This window comes from uncultured Dokdonia sp., assembly GCF_947492535.1.
Classification (GTDB): domain Bacteria; phylum Bacteroidota; class Bacteroidia; order Flavobacteriales; family Flavobacteriaceae; genus Dokdonia.
Genome location: NZ_CANLNH010000027.1, coordinates 1 through 22487 on the forward strand (window position 1 = coordinate 1; position 22487 = coordinate 22487).

Below are 22487 nucleotides of genomic sequence, written 5' to 3' on the forward strand. Positions count from 1 at the left end.
GTGGGAGAGTAGGTCGCCGCCTTTTTAAGGTCTGATTCAGTGTATGAGTCAGACCTTTTTTTATGCCTTACAATGAAGTGTAGAAGTATAGTTTATAGCTTTATGAAGAGCGTACTACTATCGAGTGGAGCGTAGAGACGCCGCCTTTTTAAGGTCTGATTCAGTGTATGAGTCAGACCTTTTTTTATGCCCTAAAACTAAAATCAAAGGCATCTTTGTCTTAAAAAACACATATAGACCCGAAGGAAATGCAACAAAAGGATGTTTTCGCGAAAGCAAAAAATAGAATAAATCTAGTATGTAAATAGATAATTTCTTTATCTTAATTTGGAGAATTCTCTTTTTGCAATTATGACTTACTGTAAATAATATTTATCTTTCTTGAAAATAAAGCTAGAAAATGACTTCAAGAAAAAAAATACTTCTCTACAATCCGCTTACTGTGTTTTATGATATGCCTCTTGCATTATTGGCCATTGGTACCATATTAGATAAAGAAAAGTATGAAGTTATTATTATAGATGCACGAATTGAAGATGATGTAGATACTATGATTTCTGAGCATATAGATGATGCACTTTGTTTTGGAACGACTGTAATTACAGGAAGCCCCATTAAAGATGCATTAGAAATGTCTGAAAAAGTAAAGGATATTAAACCAGAATTACCTGTGATATGGGGAGGATGGCATACGTCTCTTTTTGCCTTAGAACCTATGCAAGATCATAGTTATATTGATATTACGGTTCAAGGACAAGGGGAAGAAACATTTAAAGAGCTTGTTACTTTTTTAGATGAAGGAAAAGATTTAAAAGATGTGAAAGGATTGTCTTTTAGAAATAATGAAGGAGAATTTATAAAGAATGGACCAAGACCTATAGCAGCCGTAAATAATTTTGAAAGAGTTAATTACGATTTGATAGATGTAGAGCGTTATTTTGAGAAAAAAGGAAAAAGACAATTTGATTATATATCTTCTGTAGGATGTTTTTTTAGATGCACATTTTGTGCAGATCCTTTTGTATTTCAAAGGAAGTTTTCTGCAATTTCTTCAGAGAAGATGGGAGAAGAACTTGAATATTATCATAAAAAGTACAAATTTACAGATCTTAATTTCCAAGATGAGACCTTCTTTACATATGCAAAAAGAATTAAAGGATTTGCTGAAGAGCTTATAAAAAGGGATTTAAATATTTCTTGGGCAGCTACGATGCGTGCAGATCAAGGGGAAAGACTTACTGATGAAGTGTGGAAGCTTTGTAAAGAGTCAGGATTGAGAAGATTACTTATAGGAGTTGAATCTGGATCTCAAGAAATGATGGACTGGATGAAGAAAGATGTAAAACTTACACAGGTATTTTATTGTGCTGAAAAATGTAAAGAGCTTGGAATAGGTGTTATTTTTCCTTTTATAGTAGGTTTTCCAGAAGAGTCAGATGAGAGTGTAGCGGAGACTGTTAAAGTGGTAAAGCAATTAAGAAGTAAGAGTGATAAGTTTGATACGCCTATTTTTTATTTCAAACCCTACCCAGGATCTGCCATTACACAAGATGTTGTAAAAAAAGGCTATGTATTACCTCAAACAACAAAAGAATGGGCTAAGTTTGATTATATAGGATCTTCAGGACCATGGGTTAGTAAGGAAAAAGTTAAATTCTTTGAAGCGTTTAAATTTTACTTAAAATTAGCATACGGACCTAAACATAAACTTTTAGCCTATCCTCTTAGGAAATTAAGTCAATGGCGTTGTGAAAAAGAGAGGTTTCATTTTCCAATTGAAAAATTTGTGATTAATACTATTAGACCTAAACAAAGGCTTTCTTAGAATATAGTTGGTTTTTATATTATGTTTTTAATTAAAAATAATTGTTTGGAATATTCTATTCTTACGACAAAGAATCGATTGTAACAAATCTATAACAACTAATTAAATAAACTATATGAAGAACTACCTAAAGAGTGCCATTAGATTATTTGCACTTATACTTACTACTATTACTTTCGGTCAAGAAGCTACATGGACTATTGATAAATCACACTCTTCCATTGGATTTGATATTGATCACTTAGTGATTTCGCAAACCGAAGGCACGTTTAATGAGTATGATGCTACTATTAAAGCAGATGCTTCTGATTTTTCTGATGCTACATTTGATATTACTATTCAGGCCGCAAGTGTTGATACTAAAAATGAACGAAGAGATAATCATTTACGTAATGCCGATTTTTTCAATGTAGAGAAATATCCTACTATAAATTTTAAAGTTACAGAGTTTAAAAAAGTAGAAGGAAAGAAGTATAAAGTCATTGGATTATTTACGATGCATGGTGTCACAAAAGAAGTAGTTTTAGATGCCATTTTTGGCGGTCTGATAACGCATCCAAGTTTTGGAACAAGAGCAGGTTTGCGCATAACAGGAGCACTTAATAGATATGATTTTGGTCTTAAATATAATGCTGCAATGGAAGCAGGTGGTTATATCTTAGGAGAAGAAGTACGTATAGATTGTCGTCTTGAAATGGTAAAACAAGTGAAAGCATAAGTATTTAAAACTAAGAATAAACAAAAAATGCTATCTCTGAGAGATAGCATTTTTTGTTTATTCTTGCTTAGATATTATATAGTTTTCAAGAATTTTTTTACTGCAACCCAGTAACCATCATTATCATCAAAGGTACTCCATAAAGCTCTGGAGCCGTGATTTCCTGCTGTTCTAGGGATGTATAATTTTTTTGTTTTTGATGGAATTACATTGTACATGTGTGACCAAGATTTGACTTCTCCTTTACTTGAAGTGATAAAAACAGGATCTTGAATAGTTTTTGTGCTGGAAGTAATAAAGTTTTTATCTCCAAAATATTCGCCAGGTGAAAATGATAAGACAGCGTCTATAGTATTAGGATTATCTCCGGCATATTTTAAGACAAGAGACGAAGAGTAAGAACTTCCCCAAATAATTATTTTCTTAGGGTTATAGGTCTTTTTTACATAAGCGACAGTAGCTTCTATGTCTTGAAAAGCATCTATAAATTCTGTTTTCTTTCCTGCTTTTTTAGCTCTTTTATTCGTCTGGTTTGTGATGTTGTTGACTTCTCCTCCAGAACGTTGATCTACAGCTAGACACGTATAGCCTAGTGCATTTAATTTAGGCGCAGTTTCTTTATATTCTCCACGACTCCATCCTGCTTGATGAAAAAGAAGTATAAAAGTGTCACTATTTTCAGCTTCATATAAATCTGCAGTGATTTGTAATCCATCTTTAGATGGATATTCGATAGTTTCTTGTGCATACGTTAGAAGGCAACTTAAACTTAAAATAAGAGTGTATATAATTTTCATAAAAAGGATTATAAGAAATAATGATAAATGTTTATAAAATGTAAGTCTCTTTACGACTATCTTGCTTACAGTATTATGTTGACCTACTATTTAAAAATAATTAATTTTAATGGGTAAACGTTTTTTATGTCAAAAATTTGTGGAAAATGCAAGACACATACTATGTAAACGACAGAACCATTAATTTTAAACTATATTTACATTCTAATTAAACTTTATGCGCTCCTCAGTAATATCTGCTATAAATAACAACCTAAATAATGCCATTTCTTTAATAGACGCTATAGATGTCAATATATATACCGATACAACTGTAGGTCCTTACTATAGTAGTATAGGCTCCCATATAAGGCATGCGCTAGATTTCTTTGATTGTATTATAAATGGAGTGCAAGAAAATGATATTGATTTAACAGCTCGTAAACGTGATGAAATTATTTCTACAAATCCAGAAGCTGCCAAAAATCATATAAGAGAGATACAACAGCAGTTAGCATCATATGTAGATGTCAATACAGATTATTTATTGCACGTAACAGACAATTTAGGTGATGGAAAGGTTACGATTATGTATACGTTAGAAAGTATTTTAGCGCAAGCAAATACACATGCGACCCATCATTATGCTATTATAAGTTATATGTTACAAACGCTAAATGTAGAAATTGTAATATCTGGCTTTGGATATAATCCATCTACTCCTGTGCCTAAAAGAGAAGGTATTTAATACTTCTAAATTTTTAATGTTTTTATAGCTTGTTTAATTTAGTAAATTAGAAGTAAAACACTTTAGTTTATGCGAATACCCTTATCTCTACTAAGTTTGATCACTAGTTTATTAGTTATAGGTTATACATATTTTAACAGTGATAGTATTGGAGAAAAGCAATTACTAATATATATAGTTCTTTTTGCTTTAGGTGTATGTCTAATTCATTTTATTAGAAATAAAGCACTAAAAGTAGTATTTGTAATACCGTTTTTTTTAATATATAGTCTTTTAAGCTTTGTTGAATTTGCTCATGGGGATCTATTTAATTCTAGAATCACCACTTCTACTATTTCAATTCTACTAGAAACAAATACGCTGGAAATAGGCGAATTCTTAAATACATACATTACAGGTTTTCATATAGTTGTAGCATTTTTATTAATGGGTACATTAATTATAGCATTTATAGCATTGTTAAAACAATCTAGTGGAAACTCCATTCCTAAAATAATTGCAAATAATAAATTAATGCTTAGTCTTTTTATAGTGTCTTTAATTTGTCTTTATATGTTCAGAGAACATTTCTTGCCAATTCAAGTAGCTAATACTATCGAAGATTATCAACATCAAAAGGAGATTATAGAATCTGTTAATGTTACTCCTGATGGGAATTTTAAGAATGTTATACACGAGCCTACTTCAAATAAAAAACTAGTAGTACTTGTTTTGGGAGAGTCGACTACAAGAAATCATATGTCGCTATATGGTTATTATAGAAAGACCAATCCTTTACTTGAACTAAGAAAAGATGAACTTCTTATATATAAAGACGTAATATCTCCTAATACTCATACTATTCCATCTCTTGGTAAAGCTCTTACATTAGATGATTATGAAGTGCCTAGTAAAAAGTATAATAGCACTTTAATTCAGTTGTTTAATAAAGCAGGTTTTAAAACATATTGGATTTCAAATCAAAGACCAGTAGGTGTATACGAAACTTCTACTAAGATAATTTCAAGAAATAGTGATGTAAGTATCTATACAGACATTTCTGAAGGTGCATTTGATGGGAAAGTATTAGGACATTTAAAAAAAGCACTAAAAGATGATAGTGATAAAAAACTCATTGTAATACATCTTATGGGTACACATGTAGCATATAATAGAAGATATCCTGAAACTTTTAATACTTTTAATGATGAACCGATTACTTCTTTTAAAAGTGAAAAAGCTTTTCAAATGATCAATGAATATGACAATGCAGTTTTGTATAATGATTATGTTTTAAATGAAATAATAAATGAAGTTGAAAAAAAGGATTTGGAAAGTGCTGTCTTATACCTTTCAGATCATGGCGAAGAAGTGTATGAAACACGTAATAAGAATGGTCACACAGAAAGCAAAGGGTCAAAACCCATGTATGATATTCCATTTATACTATGGAGATCCAATAAATTTTTAGAAAAGTCAGAAACCTTTGAGATTGTATTAGATCGTCCTTATTCATCAGAAAATTTACCTTATAGCTTAGCACATTTAGCTAAAATTAAATTTGATGGATATATAAAAGAGAAAAGTATTTTTGACTCTGATTTTATAATAGAAGATAGAATCATTTTAAACGATAAATTGTATGATGAAGTTTTTAAAGAAGAATAGCATAAAACTAATTGTTTTATTAATAATATGCTGGTCATTGGCTGTTTATGTACTTAATTATCATGATGCCATTTTTAAAAAAATGTATTCTGATAAAACTTGGACACATAGAGTAAATTCGGTTGAAAAACTTAATGAAGTTTACGATAAATATGCAGGAGTTGAGCTTGACTTAGTATATAAATTTGAAGATGATATTTTTGATGTTAATCATCCTCCAGCTCCCTCCACAGGGTTGACATTGGAATATTTCTTTAAGAATATTAAAAATACAAATACACAGATGTTATGGCTTGATTATAAAAACTTAGATGAACAAAATCAGGTAGTTTCCTTGTTGAAACTTCAAAAACTCTGTGTTGAGTATGGTATTTTGCCAAGGAATGTTATAGTAGAATCAACAGCACCTGAATATTTATACTCTTTTTCTAAAGCTGGATTTAAAACGTCGTATTATTTACCACGTATAACTGAAAAACAAGGAAATCAGAAAGATATATTAATCACTGAAATTAATGAAAGTGTAGATGAATATTCTATAAATTATATATCGGCAGATAAAATATTTTTTGATGAATTGAAAAATCTATTTCCTAAAAAAGAAATACTTACTTGGATTGTAAATGAAGAGTCAGAAAAGGCTTCTTTTTGGGATATAAAAGAGCTATACAATAAATATAGGAGAGCTCGAAAAAAATATAAAGTACTTTCCGATGATAAGGTATTAATTGTTTTATATAGTTATATCGCTGAAGAAGGAAATTTTTAGGATACACTTAGTCATCAAATAAGGCCTTCATAAGCGTTTTAATTCCTTTGAAACCAAAATAAATTGCAGCAATGAAACAGATGATTCCAACTCCTAATACAGGAATAAAAAAGGGATGATCTTGATTTTTAAAAGAAGAATTGAGAATAATAGGAGCTGCAATTAAAAGTACTAACGTACCTCCCATAATTTTGATGCCTTTTAAAAGTGTTTCTTTATTTGTGCTCATACTTATTTATTGCATTGCGTACACTTCCATGAGTGCGTAGTAATTCATTAGCTAACTGCTCTTCTATCTGTAATGCTTCCATGATCATACGTGTGCCTCTAGCGACAAGTTTATGATTACTCAATTGCATATCCACCATCTTATTACCTTTTACCTTCCCTAATTGAATCATCGTAGCGGTAGAGATCATATTTAGCACTAATTTTTGAGCTGTTCCAGCTTTCATACGAGAGCTTCCTGTTACAAATTCAGGACCTACAATAACTTCTATAGGATATGTAGCGGTCAAGGATAATGGACTCTTATGATTACAAGTGATACATCCAGTACCAATACCTTTTTTATAGCAAGTATCTAATGCTCCAATAACATATGGAGTAGTGCCAGATGCTGCAATCCCAATCACAAAATCAGCATCATTAATACCGTATGTTTCTAAATCTTTCCAACCTTGATCTGTACTATCTTCTGCAAATTCTACAGCATTTCTAATAGCATCATCACCTCCAGCAATAAGACCGATCACGAGATCGTGTGAAACGCCAAAAGTAGGAGGACATTCGGATGCGTCTACAATACCTAAGCGTCCACTAGTTCCTGCGCCGAGATAAAATAAACGACCTCCTTTTTTTAATCGCAGGACAACTTGATAAATAAGCGCTTCAATTTGAGGTAACGCTTTTTCTATAGCTAAAGGAACTGTTTTATCTTCATTATTAATATTGATTAATAGGTCTGAAACAGACATATTTTCTAAATCATCATAATGAGAATCTTGCTCTGTAGTTTTGGTAAAAGACACGTGTCATTGTTTTAAGTCTCAAAAATAAGAATTAAAGGTAGACTTTAGGGTATGTTGCTGGGTACGCTTTCGCGAAAGCGTATAATTGAATTTTAATAAAATATAACAATCTGTAATACAGTGCCTTACAATCTATTTGAAATTTTAACGTTTCGAGTTGTTATTCTATCACACTAATGTTAACTTTGTGTTACGTAGTATATGTATTGTTAGTATGAGTAATCTTATAGAAGTTGTTGATTCTCTAGAGCATAGAATTGATACTTTAGTAAACCGTTATCAAGCGCTTAAGGAAAGACACGAACTTCTAGAGGGAACTATCGCATCATTAGATGCTGAGAATAAAAAACTCAAAGATACTTTAGAGGAAAGACAAAAAGAGATTAATACACTCAAAGCAGCAAATGCATTACTAGGCAGTAACGATTATAAAAGGGAAACCAAGCTCAAAATAAACACTTTGATTAGAGAAATAGATGCCTGTATGGTGTCTCTCTCTGAATAAAAGGAAATTTTATGTCTGAAAAGCTTAAAATTAAATTGTCTATAGCAGATCGCGTGTATCCGCTTACCATTCCTGTGCAACAGGAAGAAGGCTTACGTAAAGCTGCAAAAAAAATAGATGCAATGATTAAACAATTTGAGCAAAGTTATGCCGTTAGAGATAAACAGGATGTACTGGCGATGTGTGCCTTGCAATTTGCATCTCAGGCAACCCAAAAAAATATAGATAAAAACTCAAATCAAGAAGAAATCTCAAAGCGTTTAGAAGCATTGAGTGCTCTTTTAGATGAGCAACTATAACGTTCTTTACATACAGCATATTACTGCCTGCATTGGTCTTTTTTTGATAAACTCAACAGATATTTTTTTGTAAAGAGTGAATCTGGATTGTAAAAGCGCGCCGTCTTCGTCACGGATTCTTGATCAGTCCTCTAGCTCTAATCCTTTTATTTAGGAGTTTATACAAAAACCCAACTAATGCAGGCTTTTTTTATACCCTAAAAATAGGGTCTAACCAACCGAAAAGGTAGTGTATACCTTTAATATTAACCATTGTATTACTCTTTACCAGAAGAGTATCGATATATAAAAATGAATATGGAAGAAATTTTACTCCCGTTAATTGTGGGTGTTGTTGCCCTTGTTGTTGGGTTTCTTATTGCAAAACTACTAGAACGTAATAACGCATCTCAAGTAGTTTCAAATGCAAAAAAGAATGCACAAAGCATTGTTAAAGAAGCCAAAATTGAAGCTGAAGCAACAAAGAAAGACAAGATATTACAAGCAAAAGAAAAGTTTATAGAGCTTAAATCTGAACACGAAAAAGTAATTCTAAATCGTGATAAAAAGATTTCTGAAGCAGAGAAACGTACAAGAGATAAAGAATCACAAGTAAGTAGTGAGCTTTCAAGAAATAAAAAACTAAATCAAAGCCTTGAAGACAAAGTAAAGGATTATGACAAACGCGTTGCTTATTTAGAGAAGAAACAATCTGAAATAGATAAGATACATAAGAGTAAGGTACAGCAGTTAGAAGTGATTTCTGGACTCTCTGCAGATGTCGCTAAAGAACAACTGGTTGAATCTCTTAAAGCACAAGCTAAGACTGATGCCATGGCACATATCCAAACGGCTATGGAAGAGGCTAAAATGACAGCAGAACAAGAGGCTAGAAAAATAGTAATCAATACGATACAACGTATAGGAACTGAAGAAGCTGTAGAAAACTGTGTCTCTGTTTTTAACCTAGAGAGTGATGATGTAAAAGGACGCATCATAGGTAGGGAAGGACGTAACATACGTGCTATCGAAGCAGCTACAGGTGTAGAGATTATTGTAGACGATACCCCAGATGCTATTATCTTATCTTGTTTTGATAGTGTGCGTAGAGAGATAGCGAGATTGTCTTTACACAAATTGGTAACAGATGGACGTATTCATCCAGCTCGTATTGAAGAAGTAGTTCGTAAAACAACGAGACAAATAGAGCAGGAAATTGTAGAAGTTGGAAAACGAACCGTAATAGATCTTGGTATTCATGGGTTACATCCAGAATTAATTAAGGCCGTTGGAAGAATGAAATATAGATCTTCTTATGGACAAAACTTACTACAACACAGTAGAGAAGTTGCAAAGCTTTGTTCTGTGATGGCTGCAGAGCTAGGAGTAAATCCAAAATTAGCGCGAAGAGCTGGATTACTTCACGATATCGGAAAAGTACCAGAAACAGAAACAGAAACGCCTCACGCAATTTTAGGAATGCAATGGGCAGAAAAGCATGGAGAAAAACCAGATGTTTGTAATGCTATTGGTGCTCACCACGACGAGATAGAGATGACCTCTTTATTATCACCTATTGTTCAAGTGTGTGATGCTATAAGCGGAGCGCGTCCTGGCGCTAGACGTCAAGTATTAGATTCTTACATACAACGTCTTAAAGACCTTGAAGATATTGCCTTTGGGTTTAGCGGGGTTAAAAAAGCATATGCGATCCAAGCAGGTAGAGAACTTCGTGTAATTGTAGAGAGTGAAAAGGTAAATGACGAAAAAGCAGCAGCCCTTTCGTTTGAAATATCTCAGAAGATTCAAACAGATATGACCTATCCAGGTCAAGTGAAAGTAACAGTGATACGAGAGACAAGAGCTGTTAATATTGCTAAATAAATAGATACATTAAAAGCGTAAATAAATCCTGTATACATGCCTTTGTATACAGGATTTTTTATTGCATATGAGTTTTGTAGGATATTAATTCTCATTTTGAGAAGTACTAAGTATCTTTGCACCACTCAAAATATGACTATGAAATACGCTGAAAATATATTAGGTACAATAGGAGATACACCTATGGTAAAGATGAATGCACTTGTAAAAGATGTATCTGCACTTGTACTTGCAAAATATGAGACCTTTAATCCTGGGAATTCTGTAAAAGACCGTATGGCATTACAGATGATTGAAGATGCAGAAGCAGATGGACGTTTACAACCAGGAGGTACAATTATAGAAGGTACTTCAGGAAACACTGGGATGGGACTTGCACTTGCTGCCATTATCAAAGGATATAAGATGGTGTGTGTGATTTCTGATAAACAGTCTAAAGAAAAAATGGATATCCTACGTGCTGTAGGAAGCGAGGTAGTCGTATGCCCTACTAATGTAGAGCCAGAAGATCCACGTAGTTATTATTCTGTGTCAAAACGACTTGCCACAGAAACACCTAATAGCTGGTATGTAAACCAGTATGATAATCCTAGTAATGCAAAGGCACATTACCAGAGTACAGGGCCTGAGATCTGGGAACAAACAGACGGGAAAGTAACACACTTTATTGTGGGTGTGGGTACTGGAGGAACGATTTCTGGAGTAGGAAAATATCTTAAAGAACAAAACCCAAATGTAAAAATATGGGGCGTAGATACTTATGGATCTGTATTTAAAAAGTACCATGAGACAGGTATTTTTGATGAAAACGAAATCTATCCATATATCACAGAAGGTATAGGAGAAGACATTCTTCCTGAAAATGTCAACTTTGATGTGATTGATGGATTTACAAAAGTGACCGATAAGGATGCTGCAGTATATACCCGTCGTCTGGCTAAAGAAGAAGGGATGTTCTTAGGGAACTCTGCGGGTTCTGCTATCAAAGGATTGTTACAATTGAATGAAGAAGGGAAATTTGGACCGGATGATGTTGTGGTTGTTTTATTTCATGATCACGGAAGTAGGTATGTAGGAAAAATGTTTAATGACGATTGGATGCGTGAGCGTGGCTTCTTAGATGAAGAGATCACGGTAGCTGAAGATTTAATCAAAAATCATATAGATAAACCACTTATTACTGTAAAAACAGAAGAGTTAGTTTCTCATGCAATTGAACGTATGCGTACATTTAAAATCTCACAAATCCCTGTAGAAGATACCACAGGTATGGTTGGAAGTGTAGACGAAGCAGATCTCTTTAGAGCCTATCTAGAAAATAGTGATATTGCAGAGACACCTATCAAAGAAGTAATGGGAGCAGCGTATCCAGTGGTAAGCGCAAAAACACCTATTGCAGAGGTATCTAAATTAATTACAAAAGAGAATAACGCTGTACTCGTTGACTTAGGAAACGGCAAACATCATATCATAACAAAGCATGATATTATAAGTGCGATTTAAGAATTGTTTTTCTCATAAAAACGTCGCAGTTGTAGTTGTAAAAAAAATATATTTTCACGTATCTTCACAAGATGCGTGAAGATTTTCTACACTACTTATGGAAATATAAAAAGTTTGCTTTCGCGAAAGCTAAAACAACTATCAATACACCTATAACGATTATTAAGTTAGGGGAGCATAATCATCTCGCTGGACCTGACTTTTTCAATGCTCGTCTTTCTATAGGAGATCAAGAATGGGCTGGAAATGTGGAAATTCATATCAAATCATCCGATTGGTATGCCCACGGACATGAAACCGATTCGGCATATGATAATGTTGTGCTTCATGTAGTATGGGAGCATGATATTGATATTTTTAGAAAGGATAATACGGCAATTCCTACCTTGCAACTGAAGGATTATGTAGCAAAAGATGCGCTAGCTAATTACACGACACTTTTTGAAAATCAATCACAGAAATGGATCAACTGCGAAAATTCCATTTCTAAGGTTCCTGATGCTATTTGGAACCATTGGCAAGAACGTTTGTATCTAGAACGTTTAGAGCGTAAAACAGATGCGATAAAAGAAATACTCTCACACACTAATAACGACTGGGAGGGCGCATTGTTTGTGATGTTACTACGTGCTTTTGGAACGAAAGTGAATGGGGATTCATTTCAATCATTGGCAGAACATATTGATTTTACTGTGATTCGAAAATGTGCTCAAGAGCCATTTCGATTAGAAGCATTATTACTAGGTGTCGGAGGATTACTTCCAGAAGACAGTGTAGATAGCTATGTATTGCAATTACAGGGAGAGTATGAATTTGTGCATCATAAATTTCAATTGGAAACAGAAGGAATACTACCGATTCAGTTTTTTAAACTGCGACCTGATAATTTTCCTACCATCAGACTCTCGCAATTAGCGATGCTCTATTACACGATCCCAGGATTATTCCAAAAACTAATGCATGTAGAAAAACTATCAGATTTTTATGATATTCTGAACGTGCAAGCATCTACATATTGGGATACGCATTATTCATTTTCAACATTGCAAAAAAAGAGAGTGAAAAAACTCTCTAAATCATTTATTGATCTGTTATTGATTAATACTATTATTCCTATAAAATTTGCCTATAGTCAATATACAGGTAAAGAGGAAACAGATACTATTTTGGATTTTATCACAGCAATAAAGTCTGAACAAAATAGTATTATAAAGAAATATAACGAGATTCGCCCTAAAACAGAAAGCGCACTACACTCTCAGGCATTGATACAATTAAAAACAACGTACTGCTCAGAAAATAGATGTTTACAATGCGCGGTGGGTAATTGGTTGATTGGGAAATAGCAGAGCTGTAAAACGTTAACTTTATGATTATTAAAACTCCTTCTGAAAGTTCAGAATGATAATCATCTATGTTCTTTTTTCAAATTTCTTCAAAGCTTCAAACATATGTCTGCATCTGGCTTTATAGGCAGCACTTCCTTTATGATAATCATCTTCCATGATGCGTTTGAGTTCAGGGTGAATCCAATCTATTTCTGTTCCAATTAAGAATAGTGAGGTGAGTGTATATGCTTTTACGGCTACTTTCTGTTCGGTAATAAGCCAGTCAAACCCCGCTTCTGTCATGCGTTCTTTATGTAGTGACTTTATATGTTTTCGCGTAAGCGGGTCTTTTTTTTTATAATATGATAACGTAAGATATTCACATATTTTTGCCACGGGTCGTAAGGCTGAATCTTGATATACCGTATGCATTTTTTCTGTAAACGTATCTAAATAAGGGAAGAGTATTGTGAGATCTGTTTTACAAACAAATTCTAATAACCATCCAGCTCTATTAGAGATGGGATCATTCACTTTAAATAGAATCTTCAATATATGTGGCATAAGTTCAGGCGTACTGATCACTAATTGTGCATAGTACGCACGTTTTTCTCTGCTATGATTTACATAGTTAAGTTGGTCGTATAATTCTTGGTAGGTCACGATGTAAGATATAATACGAAGTAAAAAGCGCTATACTCTTTTTAGACTTCTTAAGTGTCTATGCTACAATGTACATTTTTAATAAATAAAATAAAAGACATGATACTAAAAGCGATTAGTTTCCTATTAAAAACTAATCGCTTTGTTTATACATATTTTAAATCATCCCATTAGTATGTGCCATTACTTTAGGGATTACTTGAGAGACAGACCAATGTTCAGCAATCAATCCATTTTTTAATCGATAGATGTCATAGCATACCGTATGTTGATTATCTATAGTACCCGTTGATTGGGTTACTACAAAGTTACCTTCTCCAAGGATTCTATGAACTTTTTGAATGTTGTTTTTTTGATAATACTCTTTAAGACCTATGAGTCCATTATTGATATTTGGGTTGTGTTGTATTACATTCGTAATTACATATTCTTCCAGCATATCAAACGTACCGTCGATTAGTACATGTTTTGTGAAATTGGCTACTACTTTTTTATTTTCGGTAGTACGCCCTTTATCTTCTATTAATACAGGACCTTCTATTTCAGAATTACCGTTTATACTATTTTCAGATTCATTTTGAATCGCGTCCCAATGTTCTGCTATAAGTTCGTTTTCAAGTCTGAAAAGATCAAGTACGATTTTTTTCTGTCCACCAAATTCAATTTTCATATGAACGACCACATAATCATTATCAGTTAGTATTCGCATAAAAGGTTTTGATGTCTCTTTTGACTTTGGTAGTTGTTTTAAATACTTAATGGCTTCTAGTAATCCCTCTTTTCCTGTTCTTACTTGTGGATTGTGTTGGATATAATGATCTGTCACTATCTTTTCTACATATTCAAGATCTTGTTCTCCAATTACTTTTTTATAAAAATTAAGTACTATTTGCTTATTTATAGATTGTTTCATGATGTTACTTGTTTTGTTTTTCTGTTTGCAGGATACTATAATAAGTATGCAAGCATATAGGCATATTGATTTCATATTCAATTGCGTGATTAAAATAGATTGTTAGTATGTTGATATATAGATGTAAGTATCTTTACTACAGATTGTATAAAAATCTATAGCAGTTCTCCCTTTTGAGTTAGGATGTCTTTTGATAAGACAATGATACTATGTTAAAACGAGTAAATCAGACGTCTAAAGTAGCTAAATAAATTTACTTTTAAATAATTGATTAGATCTTACTTAAAGTATATGTTTTATGAAAAGTCTCGTTTTGTTTAATATAACTACCTTAGTAACGCAACCAATACTATTCTTATGAAGTGGATTAAACGATTGTTAGTACTCGCATTACTTGTACTTGTTGTGATGCAATTTATCCGACCTGATAAAAATCAAGAAGGAGGTTATGACAGTGTACAACCCTTTTTAGCAGAAACAAAACCTATAGCATCTGTAGAAGCAACGCTAAAAGAAACCTGTTTTGATTGTCATAGTAATCAAACAAGATATCCTTGGTATGCTGAGGTTGCTCCTGTTTCATATTGGCTCGAAGATCATATTAAAGATGGGAAAAAACATCTTAATTTCTCAGAATGGTCTGCATATTCTGTAAAACGTAAGGATCATAAATTAGAGGAAGTCATAGAAATGGTGGAAGACAAGGAAATGCCTTTAGATTCGTACACGTGGACACACGAGGAAGCGCAATTAAGTGATGTTCAGATTAGAGAAATTGTGAATTGGGCAAAAGTTGCACGATTTCAGTACAGTTTGAATAAAGTCGAGTAAACTATTTCAATAACTCACTAATCACTTTAGGTACCCCAGTAGTAGCAGTTTCCGCATATATGGTTAGATTTTTTCTAGGTGCCACCGCTGGCTTAGGATCTATAAAATAAATAGAAGCATGCGAAGGTGCATAATCGATAAGACTTGCCGCCGGATATACTTGCATAGACGTTCCAATAATAAATACATGATCTGCTTGTGATACTAATTGTGCAGCAGGTTCTAATAAAGGTACCATCTCGCCAAACCAAACAATATGCGGTCGCAACTGAAAATTGTGTTCGCATAAATCACCAGCATTCAGATCTGAACGCCAATCCAACACAAGATCTTCATCAAATGTACTTCGTACTTTTAATAACTCTCCGTGTAAATGAAGTACTTGAGAACTTCCAGCACGTTCGTGTAAATCGTCTACATTTTGAGTGATAATATGTACATCATAGTCGGCTTCTAAAGCAACCAAGGCTTTATGAGCTGCATTAGGATGAACCTCCAATAACTGTCTTCTTCGTTGATTATAAAAATCTAATACCAACTCCATATTATCTGCCCAGCCTTGAGGCGATGCTACTTTCATCACATCATGACCTTCCCATAATCCATTAGAATCTCTAAAGGTTTTTAAACCACTTTCAGCACTGATGCCTGCACCAGTAATTACGACAATACGTTGCTTTTCCATAAAAATTCTTTACAAGTTAAAAGTACAGTATCTTTATCTCATTTACCAATACTCATGAACCAAAAATTACTTGATTATTTACAAACGTATTTAACAGAACGTCGCCGTGATCTTTTTGATCGTGTCTTATCAGAGCGTACCTATCATGTTACAGTTGCTGTAGAAGACGTATATCAATTACATAATACAAGTGCTGTGATACGTAGTTGCGAATCGTTTGGCGTACAGCATCTTCATGTTATTGAAGAGGTCAATGTAAAACGTATCGATAGAGAGATTGCCATGGGAGCTCAGAAATGGGTCGATGTGCAACGACATACCAGTACAAAAGCATGTATACAATCCTTAAAAGCCAATGGCTATCGTATTGTGGCAACTACACCTCATAAAAAAGCCTATCGTTTAGAAGATTTTGATAGTACACAGAAAGCTGCTATTTTCTTTGGGAGAGAGACTGAAGGATTGAGTAATGATGTACTAGAAGCTGCCGATGATTTTATATACATTCCTATGGTAGGCTTTACAGAAAGTCTTAATATTTCGGTATCGGCGGCAATTACGCTTCAGCATATCATGACACGACTAAAAAGTTCTGATATTTCTTGGCAATTATCGACAGAAGAAATATTTGAAAAGAAAATGGAATGGACTCAAAAAATGATCAAAGACGTAGACCGTATTATTGCGAGATGGGAAGAAGATCAGAATAGTTAAGTCCACGATAAATCAAATACTTCTATTATTATTTTATACGCTTTCGCGAAAGCGTATTCAGAAAAATTTTAACAAGATTTAATGAAAGTTGCTATGTAATTATTGACTCATAGAAGAGACTATAGCAAAAAATAAAACAAACATATGACACTTACAGAACAACTGAAAGAATATGCGGAAAATAGCGTAAAAAGACATCCAGGTGCTGCTCAAGATATTATGAGAAGTGCTATAGATGAGTTAGAAGCAACCGATATCTTAGAGAATGCTACTAAAACTGGAGATCAGTTTCCTGCCTTTACATTACCAAATGCACAAGGAACACAAGTTGCATTAGAAGAGCTCTTGAAAGAAGGGAAAGTTGTACTTACTTTTTATAGAGGAGGATGGTGCCCTTACTGCAATATTGCATTAAAAGCATTACAAAATGTGCTACCAGAAATAAAAGCAAAAGGAGCAACTCTTGTCGCAATCACTCCAGAAACGCCAAATAATACCTTATCTACTCAAGAAAAAAACGAATTAGATTTTGAAGTGTTAACGAGTGAGAATAACGAATTAGCACGCTCTTTAGGTCTAGTATATACATTACCAGAAAGTCTAGTAACGCTTTATAAAAAGTTTGGAATAGATTTAGTAGAAAGTCAAGGGAATGAAGCAGATGAATTGCCAATTGCTGCTACCTATATCATTGAACAAAACGGAAAAGTAAGTTATCATTACTTAGCGGAAGATTATAAACTAAGAGCAGATCCATTAGATATTATTGCTGCACTTTAAGTCAAACAAACATGTTAAAAAGAGGCTTTTCTATGTCAGAAAAGCCTCTTTTTTTGTATGAATATCTCTATTTTGTTTAACTTTAAAGGAATAACCAACATACTATAATCTCATGATGACACTCATTTATATAGTTGCCGCTATAATTGTGTTAATTATAATTTTGGCAGCTATCGCTCCTAAAACTTTTGATGTAAGTAGAAGTATTGTAATTGATAAACCTAAAGAAATTGTATTTCCTTATTTGAAGATGGTTAAAAATCAAGACCATTGGTCACCTTGGAAGAAAAAAGATCCCACTATGAAACAAACCTATACAGGAACAGATGGAGAAGTAGGGTTTAAAGCAAGTTGGGTAGGAAATAAAGAAGTTGGAGAAGGAAGTCAAACCATTACTGCTATTGTAGAAAATGAGCGTATCGATAATCATTTGGTGTTTTTGAAACCCTGGAAATCTGAAAGTGATGGTTATTATACCGTAGAAGATGGAGGACCCGGACAAACAAAAGTTGTTTGGGGATTTAAAGGGAGTAATAAATTTCCTGTTACCCTATTTATGCTTTTCTTTAATATGGATAAAGCGGTTGGAAAAGATTTCGAAGAAGGTCTTCAAAATTTAAAGACAATACTAGAAGCGTAAAGTATGGAACTGAAATTAAATTGGTTTGAAATTCCAGTCACAGATATGCAGCGCGCTATTTTATTTTATGAAGCTGTATTTGGAATAAAGATAACTTCGCAAGATTTTGGAGGTGTCCTTATGGGATTCTTTCCAAGACCAGATACTATAGATAAAGCTTCGGGTTCTTTGATTTAATATGAATCGTATGTTCCTAGTCAAGAAGGATCTTTATTGTATTTTTTTACAGAAGATATTACTTCTTGTCTAGAGCGCGTGAGTAAAGCCGGAGGTGAAATAGTACAAAACAAAACGCAGATAAGTGAAGATCATGGATATATGGGGGGCTTTATAGACTCTGAAGGAAACCGAATCGCACTACATAGTACAGGATGATGATTTAATCCATAAAAAATGGCTATCTATAAGTAGATAGCCATTTTACTATTTTATATATAAGTTAAGTAATACTTAATCTTTTCTTTGTAATACTCTATACTCTTCATAACACTCGCTAATAGCGTCCAGAATTTGAAGATCATTTGCAGTCACAATAAAATTATCAGAATAATTACAATTGTTAAGTATGGCATCGATATCATTCCTGTCAATTTGAAGTAAAGCTACAAGGGTTTCTCTATCAAACTTTTTTTCTAGAAGATTACGTACTTTATCATCTTCCTTCATTTTACGCATTTTCTTAAGCTGTTCAGGTTTTTTTCCGAAGAGATTATAGAGTAAATCTGCAGGATTAAAGATGGCATTAATTACTTTAGAAACAGCTCCAGGTTGTGATTTACCTCCTTCATATCCTGTGTTTAATCCAGAAATACTAAAACGTGAGTTGTTATATATAGGAATTCGTTTTGCATCTATTTCTAAATATCCTGTAAGTTGTATTTCTTGTACAACCACTTCCTCAAGAGCAATACCTACTTCTGTCATTTTGATTTTTACATTCCCGTATTTTACCCAATCGGCACTTACACGTACTTGTAATGTTTTATAACCTAAATAAGAGAAAAATAAGGTATCATCTACCTGAGCTTTAATCTCAAATAACCCTTCATTATTCGTGATAGCTCCTTTAAGATTTGTAAGATTTACAATATTTACATTCTGTAATGCTTGATCTGTAGATGAGCTTAAAACAGCGCCGTTAATGTATCCTTTTTCTAATGCAGGAATTGAATCACTTTCTTGTAAAGAAGCGTTGTCTTCCTGTGAATGTAAGGTGCTTAATCCACTTAACAATACTACTATAAATAATAATCTTCTCATAACGGGTGTTAATTTATGGATTATGTCGTTAAAACCTAGTCAAAACTACATTTTTACCATAAATATAACAATTAAATAATCCTTCTTACTTAGCTACGGCGTCTTCTCTTTCCTGAAAATGGGGAATTTGAAGTTCCTCCATCATTAGATCTACGAGGCGATCTTGGGCCGCCACGTTCTGCGCGAGTAGGCCTACGGTCTTCTGATGAAGATGAAGAACGGCGTCTTCTTTCTCCTCCTTCTGATGCTCCATAAGAAGCTCTATCTGAATCATTACGACGACGTCCACCTTCAGAGTTGCTACTACGAGAAGAACGATCATCGCTATTGCGACGACGGTCCCCGCCACCACGTTTATCATCATCATTTCGTCTGCGTCCACGGTCTCCACCACCTTTAAAACCACCACTACGACGATCTCCGCCACCACGTCTGTCATTACGTCTGCGATCTCCACCGCCACCACGCTTGCGATCACGACCCCCACCGCCTTGGGTTTCTTCTACACTTACACGACGTCCATCAAGACTAAAGTCTTCAAAAAGTGCAATGACTTTTTCTTTATGTTCTGTATCTGTATTAAAGAAAGAAAAACTGTCTTTACAATCTACACGGTAAATACCATCTTGACCAAGACCTGTTTTTTCTTTTAAGAAGTCTTTTAATTTCATCCAATCAAAATCATCTTTACGTCCTACGTTAATAAAGTAACGTGTCGTATCTCCAGACTCTTCTTTGAAAGCTGCAACAGCATTTTGATTAAGATCTTTTGCTTTCTTATAATAATTAAAGAAACGTGTAAACTCTACAGAGAAGACTTTCTTGATCAATTCTTCCTTTGTAATATCTTCAAGGACTTCTTCTATAGCTGGTAAATATGCATCTATCTCATGATTAACTTCTGTATTGTGTATTTTATTGGCAAGGTGAAATAGTTGTACTTGTGTAATTTCTTTTCCGTCAGGAATTGTTTTTTGCTCAAACTTTTTACCTAGGATTTTTTCTAGTTGTTTGATTTTACGCATTTCACTTTTAGTAACAACGACCATAGAAGTACCTGTCTTTCCAGCACGACCTGTACGACCTGAACGGTGTGTATACGTTTCTATTTCATCAGGAAGTTGGTAGTTGATTACGTGTGTAATATCATCTACATCAATACCACGAGCAGCTACATCGGTAGCAACAAGCATTTGTATTTGTCTTCCTCTAAAACTTTTCATCACAAGATCACGCTGATTCTGGCTCAGGTCTCCGTGAAGTGCTGCGGCATTGTATCCATCTTCTATTAAGAGTTCAGCTACTTTTTGAGTATCTCTTTTTGTACGACAAAAAATCACAGAAAAGATAGCTGGATTTGCATCGGCAAGACGTTTAAGGGCTTGGTAACGATCACGCGTATGTACTACGTAAAACTCATGTGATACATTTTTTGCACCTTCGTTTTTAGAACCTACTGTAATCTCCAGTGGATTTACCATAAATTCTTTAGCAATACGAGCTACTTCTCTAGGCATGGTAGCACTAAAAAGCCATGTAAGTTTATCTTCTGGGGTATCTGCTAGAATCGTAGTGATATCTTCGTAGAACCCCATATTCAGCATTTCATCAGCCTCATCAAGTACACAGTAGCTTAGCTTTGTAATATCTACCATGCCTCTACGCATCATGTCTTGCATACGTCCTGGCGTAGCTACTACGATTTGTGCTCCTTTTGAAACCTCTCTAGCTTGCTCTTGAATATTAGTACCTCCATATACAGCAACTACGCGTAATCCTTTTACATGCTTTGCATATAATTTCATTTCGTTTGTAATCTGTAAACAAAGTTCACGAGTAGGCGCTATGATAAGGCCTTGTGTAGTTCTGCTTGAAGCATCTATTTTTTGTAATAATGGAAATCCAAAAGCAGCTGTTTTACCAGTACCTGTTTGTGCAAGCGCTACCAGATCTATATCTTCTTCTAGTAATGTAGGAATTGCTTTTTCTTGAATTTCTGACGGAGTTACAAACCCCATGTCAGTTATAGCCTGAAGTAAAGGCTCGTTTAAGCCTAATTGATCAAATGTCATTTGATATATTTTATACGTTAGTGTGCTGTAGGAAGCGCAACGACGTATAAAAACCACTTGCTTCAATCAACACATGTGCATCGATATATAATCGATACAAACCTCACCCTGAGGTTTTGAAGCTGCAAAAGTACGTTTAATTAATGAATTAATGATATTTGTTGTGTAAATTTAAATTTAGTCAAGGCTAGCAACATACTCCACAAACTTTTTTACCGCTTTACCACGGTGTCCTATTTTACCTTTTAGCGATAATACCATTTGTGCAAATGTAGCGTCATAACCATCTGGCATAAAAATAGGATCGTATCCAAATCCTTCATCTCCCATACGCTCTTTAGTAATCTGACCTTTACAAATTCCTTCAAAGGTGACTGTTTTATCCGCTTTCGCGAAAGCGATCACAGTTTTAAACTGCGCACTCCTATCAGAAAGCATCGCAAGGTTGATAAGTAACTTATTCATATTGTCTGAAGCATCTTTTTGAGGTCCTGCATATCGCGCTGAATATACACCAGGAGCTCCGTCTAAGGCAGTAACTTCAAGACCTGTATCATCTGCAAAACAATCATAGCCATACTTTTCTTTTACATAATTGGCTTTTAATAACGCATTGCCTTCTATGGTAGGAGCGTCTTCAATAATATCTTCGGTACATCCAATATCCTCAAGACTCTTTAATTCGATAAAGTCAGGTAATAATGCTTGGACTTCTTTTAATTTATTTGGATTGTTTGTCGCAAAAACGAGTGTCATATATAGAATTCTCTGATCAGAGTACTAAGATACGTGAGAATACTAAAAAGTTATATAGCGATGTGTTGAAAATTGTATGTATATTTTTAATATATTGAGATATAGTAATATATATGTGTATTTGTTGATTTTTAGTTAAACACTTACTAATTTTTTAAAAC

At 33.9% G+C, this 22487-nt stretch carries 24 protein-coding genes and 1 other RNA gene; 16 read left to right on the forward strand and 9 right to left on the reverse strand.

Annotated features, from left to right (window positions below):
* Window positions 1-400 precede the first annotated feature (400 nt).
* Window positions 401-1825, forward strand: coding sequence for a radical SAM protein (locus Q1A60_RS21000; protein WP_299769774.1), 1425 nt, complete (start codon window positions 401-403; stop codon window positions 1823-1825).
* Window positions 1826-1940: 115 nt separating this feature from the next.
* Window positions 1941-2543 (forward strand): YceI family protein, encoded by a 603-nt coding sequence (locus Q1A60_RS21005; RefSeq protein ID WP_299769777.1) that lies wholly within the window; start codon window positions 1941-1943, stop codon window positions 2541-2543.
* A 74-nt stretch (window positions 2544-2617) separates the two neighbouring features.
* Here the strand turns inward: Q1A60_RS21005 and Q1A60_RS21010 are convergent, their stop codons facing one another.
* Window positions 2618-3340, reverse strand: coding sequence for an alpha/beta fold hydrolase (locus tag Q1A60_RS21010; protein ID WP_299769780.1), 723 nt, complete (start codon window positions 3338-3340; stop codon window positions 2618-2620).
* Window positions 3341-3557: 217 nt separating this feature from the next.
* Between Q1A60_RS21010 and Q1A60_RS21015 the strand changes: the two genes are divergently transcribed.
* From Q1A60_RS21015 to Q1A60_RS21025, 3 genes are all read left to right on the forward strand, one after another.
* Window positions 3558-4067, forward strand: a complete 510-nt coding sequence (locus Q1A60_RS21015) for a DinB family protein (RefSeq protein ID WP_299769783.1) — start codon at window positions 3558-3560, stop codon at window positions 4065-4067.
* 69 nt (window positions 4068-4136) lie between these two features.
* Window positions 4137-5714: a phosphoethanolamine transferase gene (locus Q1A60_RS21020; protein ID WP_299769786.1), complete on the forward strand. Its 1578-nt coding sequence runs from the start codon at window positions 4137-4139 to the stop codon at window positions 5712-5714.
* On the forward strand, window positions 5689-6483 hold the full coding sequence (locus Q1A60_RS21025) for a hypothetical protein (protein WP_299769789.1): 795 nt from the start codon (window positions 5689-5691) through the stop codon (window positions 6481-6483). Before Q1A60_RS21020 ends, Q1A60_RS21025 begins: the two co-directional genes overlap by 26 nt.
* Window positions 6484-6490: 7 nt before the next feature.
* Here Q1A60_RS21025 and Q1A60_RS21030 read toward each other — a convergent pair whose 3' ends face one another.
* Together Q1A60_RS21030 and murQ are read right to left on the reverse strand one after the other, a co-directional pair.
* A complete protein-coding gene (locus Q1A60_RS21030; protein WP_299769792.1) occupies window positions 6491-6712 on the reverse strand; it encodes a DUF6095 family protein in 222 nt (73 codons plus the stop codon).
* Window positions 6699-7514: an N-acetylmuramic acid 6-phosphate etherase gene (gene murQ / locus Q1A60_RS21035; RefSeq protein ID WP_299769795.1), complete on the reverse strand. Its 816-nt coding sequence runs from the start codon at window positions 7512-7514 to the stop codon at window positions 6699-6701. The genes Q1A60_RS21030 and murQ overlap by 14 nt, the downstream gene beginning before the upstream one ends.
* Window positions 7515-7701: 187 nt before the next feature.
* On the opposite strand from murQ, the gene Q1A60_RS21040 reads away from it, so the two are divergent.
* The 6 genes from Q1A60_RS21040 (at window position 7702) to Q1A60_RS21065 (ending at window position 13030) form a co-directional block, all read left to right on the forward strand.
* Window positions 7702-8019, forward strand: coding sequence for a hypothetical protein (locus Q1A60_RS21040; RefSeq protein ID WP_299769798.1), 318 nt, complete (start codon window positions 7702-7704; stop codon window positions 8017-8019).
* 11 nt (window positions 8020-8030) lie between these two features.
* A complete protein-coding gene (locus Q1A60_RS21045) occupies window positions 8031-8318 on the forward strand; it encodes a cell division protein ZapA (RefSeq protein WP_089373470.1) in 288 nt (95 codons plus the stop codon).
* Between the two features lie 50 nt (window positions 8319-8368).
* Window positions 8369-8478: non-coding RNA, 6S RNA (ssrS, locus tag Q1A60_RS21050), on the forward strand.
* A 137-nt stretch (window positions 8479-8615) separates the two neighbouring features.
* Window positions 8616-10181, forward strand: a complete 1566-nt coding sequence (gene rny / locus Q1A60_RS21055) for a ribonuclease Y (RefSeq protein WP_299769802.1) — start codon at window positions 8616-8618, stop codon at window positions 10179-10181.
* Between the two features lie 138 nt (window positions 10182-10319).
* A complete protein-coding gene (locus Q1A60_RS21060) occupies window positions 10320-11684 on the forward strand; it encodes a pyridoxal-phosphate dependent enzyme (protein ID WP_299769805.1) in 1365 nt (454 codons plus the stop codon).
* A 71-nt stretch (window positions 11685-11755) separates the two neighbouring features.
* On the forward strand, window positions 11756-13030 hold the full coding sequence (locus Q1A60_RS21065; RefSeq protein ID WP_299769807.1) for a DUF2851 family protein: 1275 nt from the start codon (window positions 11756-11758) through the stop codon (window positions 13028-13030).
* A 66-nt stretch (window positions 13031-13096) separates the two neighbouring features.
* Here Q1A60_RS21065 and Q1A60_RS21070 read toward each other — a convergent pair whose 3' ends face one another.
* Together Q1A60_RS21070 and Q1A60_RS21075 are read right to left on the reverse strand one after the other, a co-directional pair.
* Window positions 13097-13675, reverse strand: a complete 579-nt coding sequence (locus Q1A60_RS21070) for an adenylosuccinate lyase (RefSeq protein WP_299769810.1) — start codon at window positions 13673-13675, stop codon at window positions 13097-13099.
* A 157-nt stretch (window positions 13676-13832) separates the two neighbouring features.
* Window positions 13833-14588 carry a hypothetical protein gene (locus tag Q1A60_RS21075; protein WP_299769813.1) on the reverse strand — a complete coding sequence of 252 codons (756 nt, stop codon included), beginning with the start codon at window positions 14586-14588 and terminating at the stop codon, window positions 13833-13835.
* Window positions 14589-14945: 357 nt separating this feature from the next.
* On the opposite strand from Q1A60_RS21075, the gene Q1A60_RS21080 reads away from it, so the two are divergent.
* The gene (locus tag Q1A60_RS21080) at window positions 14946-15419 is read left to right on the forward strand and encodes a heme-binding domain-containing protein (protein ID WP_299769818.1); all 474 of its coding nucleotides are present in this window, start codon (window positions 14946-14948) and stop codon (window positions 15417-15419) included.
* A 1-nt stretch (window position 15420) separates the two neighbouring features.
* Here the strand turns inward: Q1A60_RS21080 and Q1A60_RS21085 are convergent, their stop codons facing one another.
* On the reverse strand, window positions 15421-16104 hold the full coding sequence (locus Q1A60_RS21085) for an NAD-dependent deacylase (protein ID WP_299769821.1): 684 nt from the start codon (window positions 16102-16104) through the stop codon (window positions 15421-15423).
* 54 nt (window positions 16105-16158) lie between these two features.
* Here Q1A60_RS21085 and Q1A60_RS21090 point away from each other — a divergent pair, with 54 nt between their 5' ends.
* From Q1A60_RS21090 to Q1A60_RS21650, 4 genes are all read left to right on the forward strand, one after another.
* Entirely contained in the window at window positions 16159-16818 is a 660-nt protein-coding gene (locus Q1A60_RS21090; RefSeq protein WP_299769824.1) for an RNA methyltransferase, read from the forward strand.
* 144 nt (window positions 16819-16962) lie between these two features.
* Window positions 16963-17598, forward strand: coding sequence for a peroxiredoxin-like family protein (locus Q1A60_RS21095; protein WP_299769827.1), 636 nt, complete (start codon window positions 16963-16965; stop codon window positions 17596-17598).
* A 112-nt stretch (window positions 17599-17710) separates the two neighbouring features.
* Window positions 17711-18238, forward strand: coding sequence for an SRPBCC family protein (locus tag Q1A60_RS21100; RefSeq protein WP_363322610.1), 528 nt, complete (start codon window positions 17711-17713; stop codon window positions 18236-18238).
* Window positions 18239-18241: 3 nt separating this feature from the next.
* A complete protein-coding gene (locus tag Q1A60_RS21650) occupies window positions 18242-18415 on the forward strand; it encodes a VOC family protein (protein WP_363322611.1) in 174 nt (57 codons plus the stop codon).
* A gap of 273 nt (window positions 18416-18688) precedes the next feature.
* Here the strand turns inward: Q1A60_RS21650 and Q1A60_RS21110 are convergent, their stop codons facing one another.
* The 3 genes from Q1A60_RS21110 to Q1A60_RS21120 all read right to left on the reverse strand — a co-directional run bounded on the left by Q1A60_RS21110 (window position 18689) and on the right by Q1A60_RS21120 (window position 22326).
* Entirely contained in the window at window positions 18689-19498 is an 810-nt protein-coding gene (locus Q1A60_RS21110; RefSeq protein ID WP_299769830.1) for a carboxypeptidase-like regulatory domain-containing protein, read from the reverse strand.
* An 89-nt stretch (window positions 19499-19587) separates the two neighbouring features.
* Window positions 19588-21570: a DEAD/DEAH box helicase gene (locus tag Q1A60_RS21115; RefSeq protein ID WP_299769833.1), complete on the reverse strand. Its 1983-nt coding sequence runs from the start codon at window positions 21568-21570 to the stop codon at window positions 19588-19590.
* A gap of 177 nt (window positions 21571-21747) precedes the next feature.
* Entirely contained in the window at window positions 21748-22326 is a 579-nt protein-coding gene (locus tag Q1A60_RS21120) for a non-canonical purine NTP diphosphatase (RefSeq protein WP_299769836.1), read from the reverse strand.
* Between the last annotated feature and the right edge of the window lie 161 nt (window positions 22327-22487).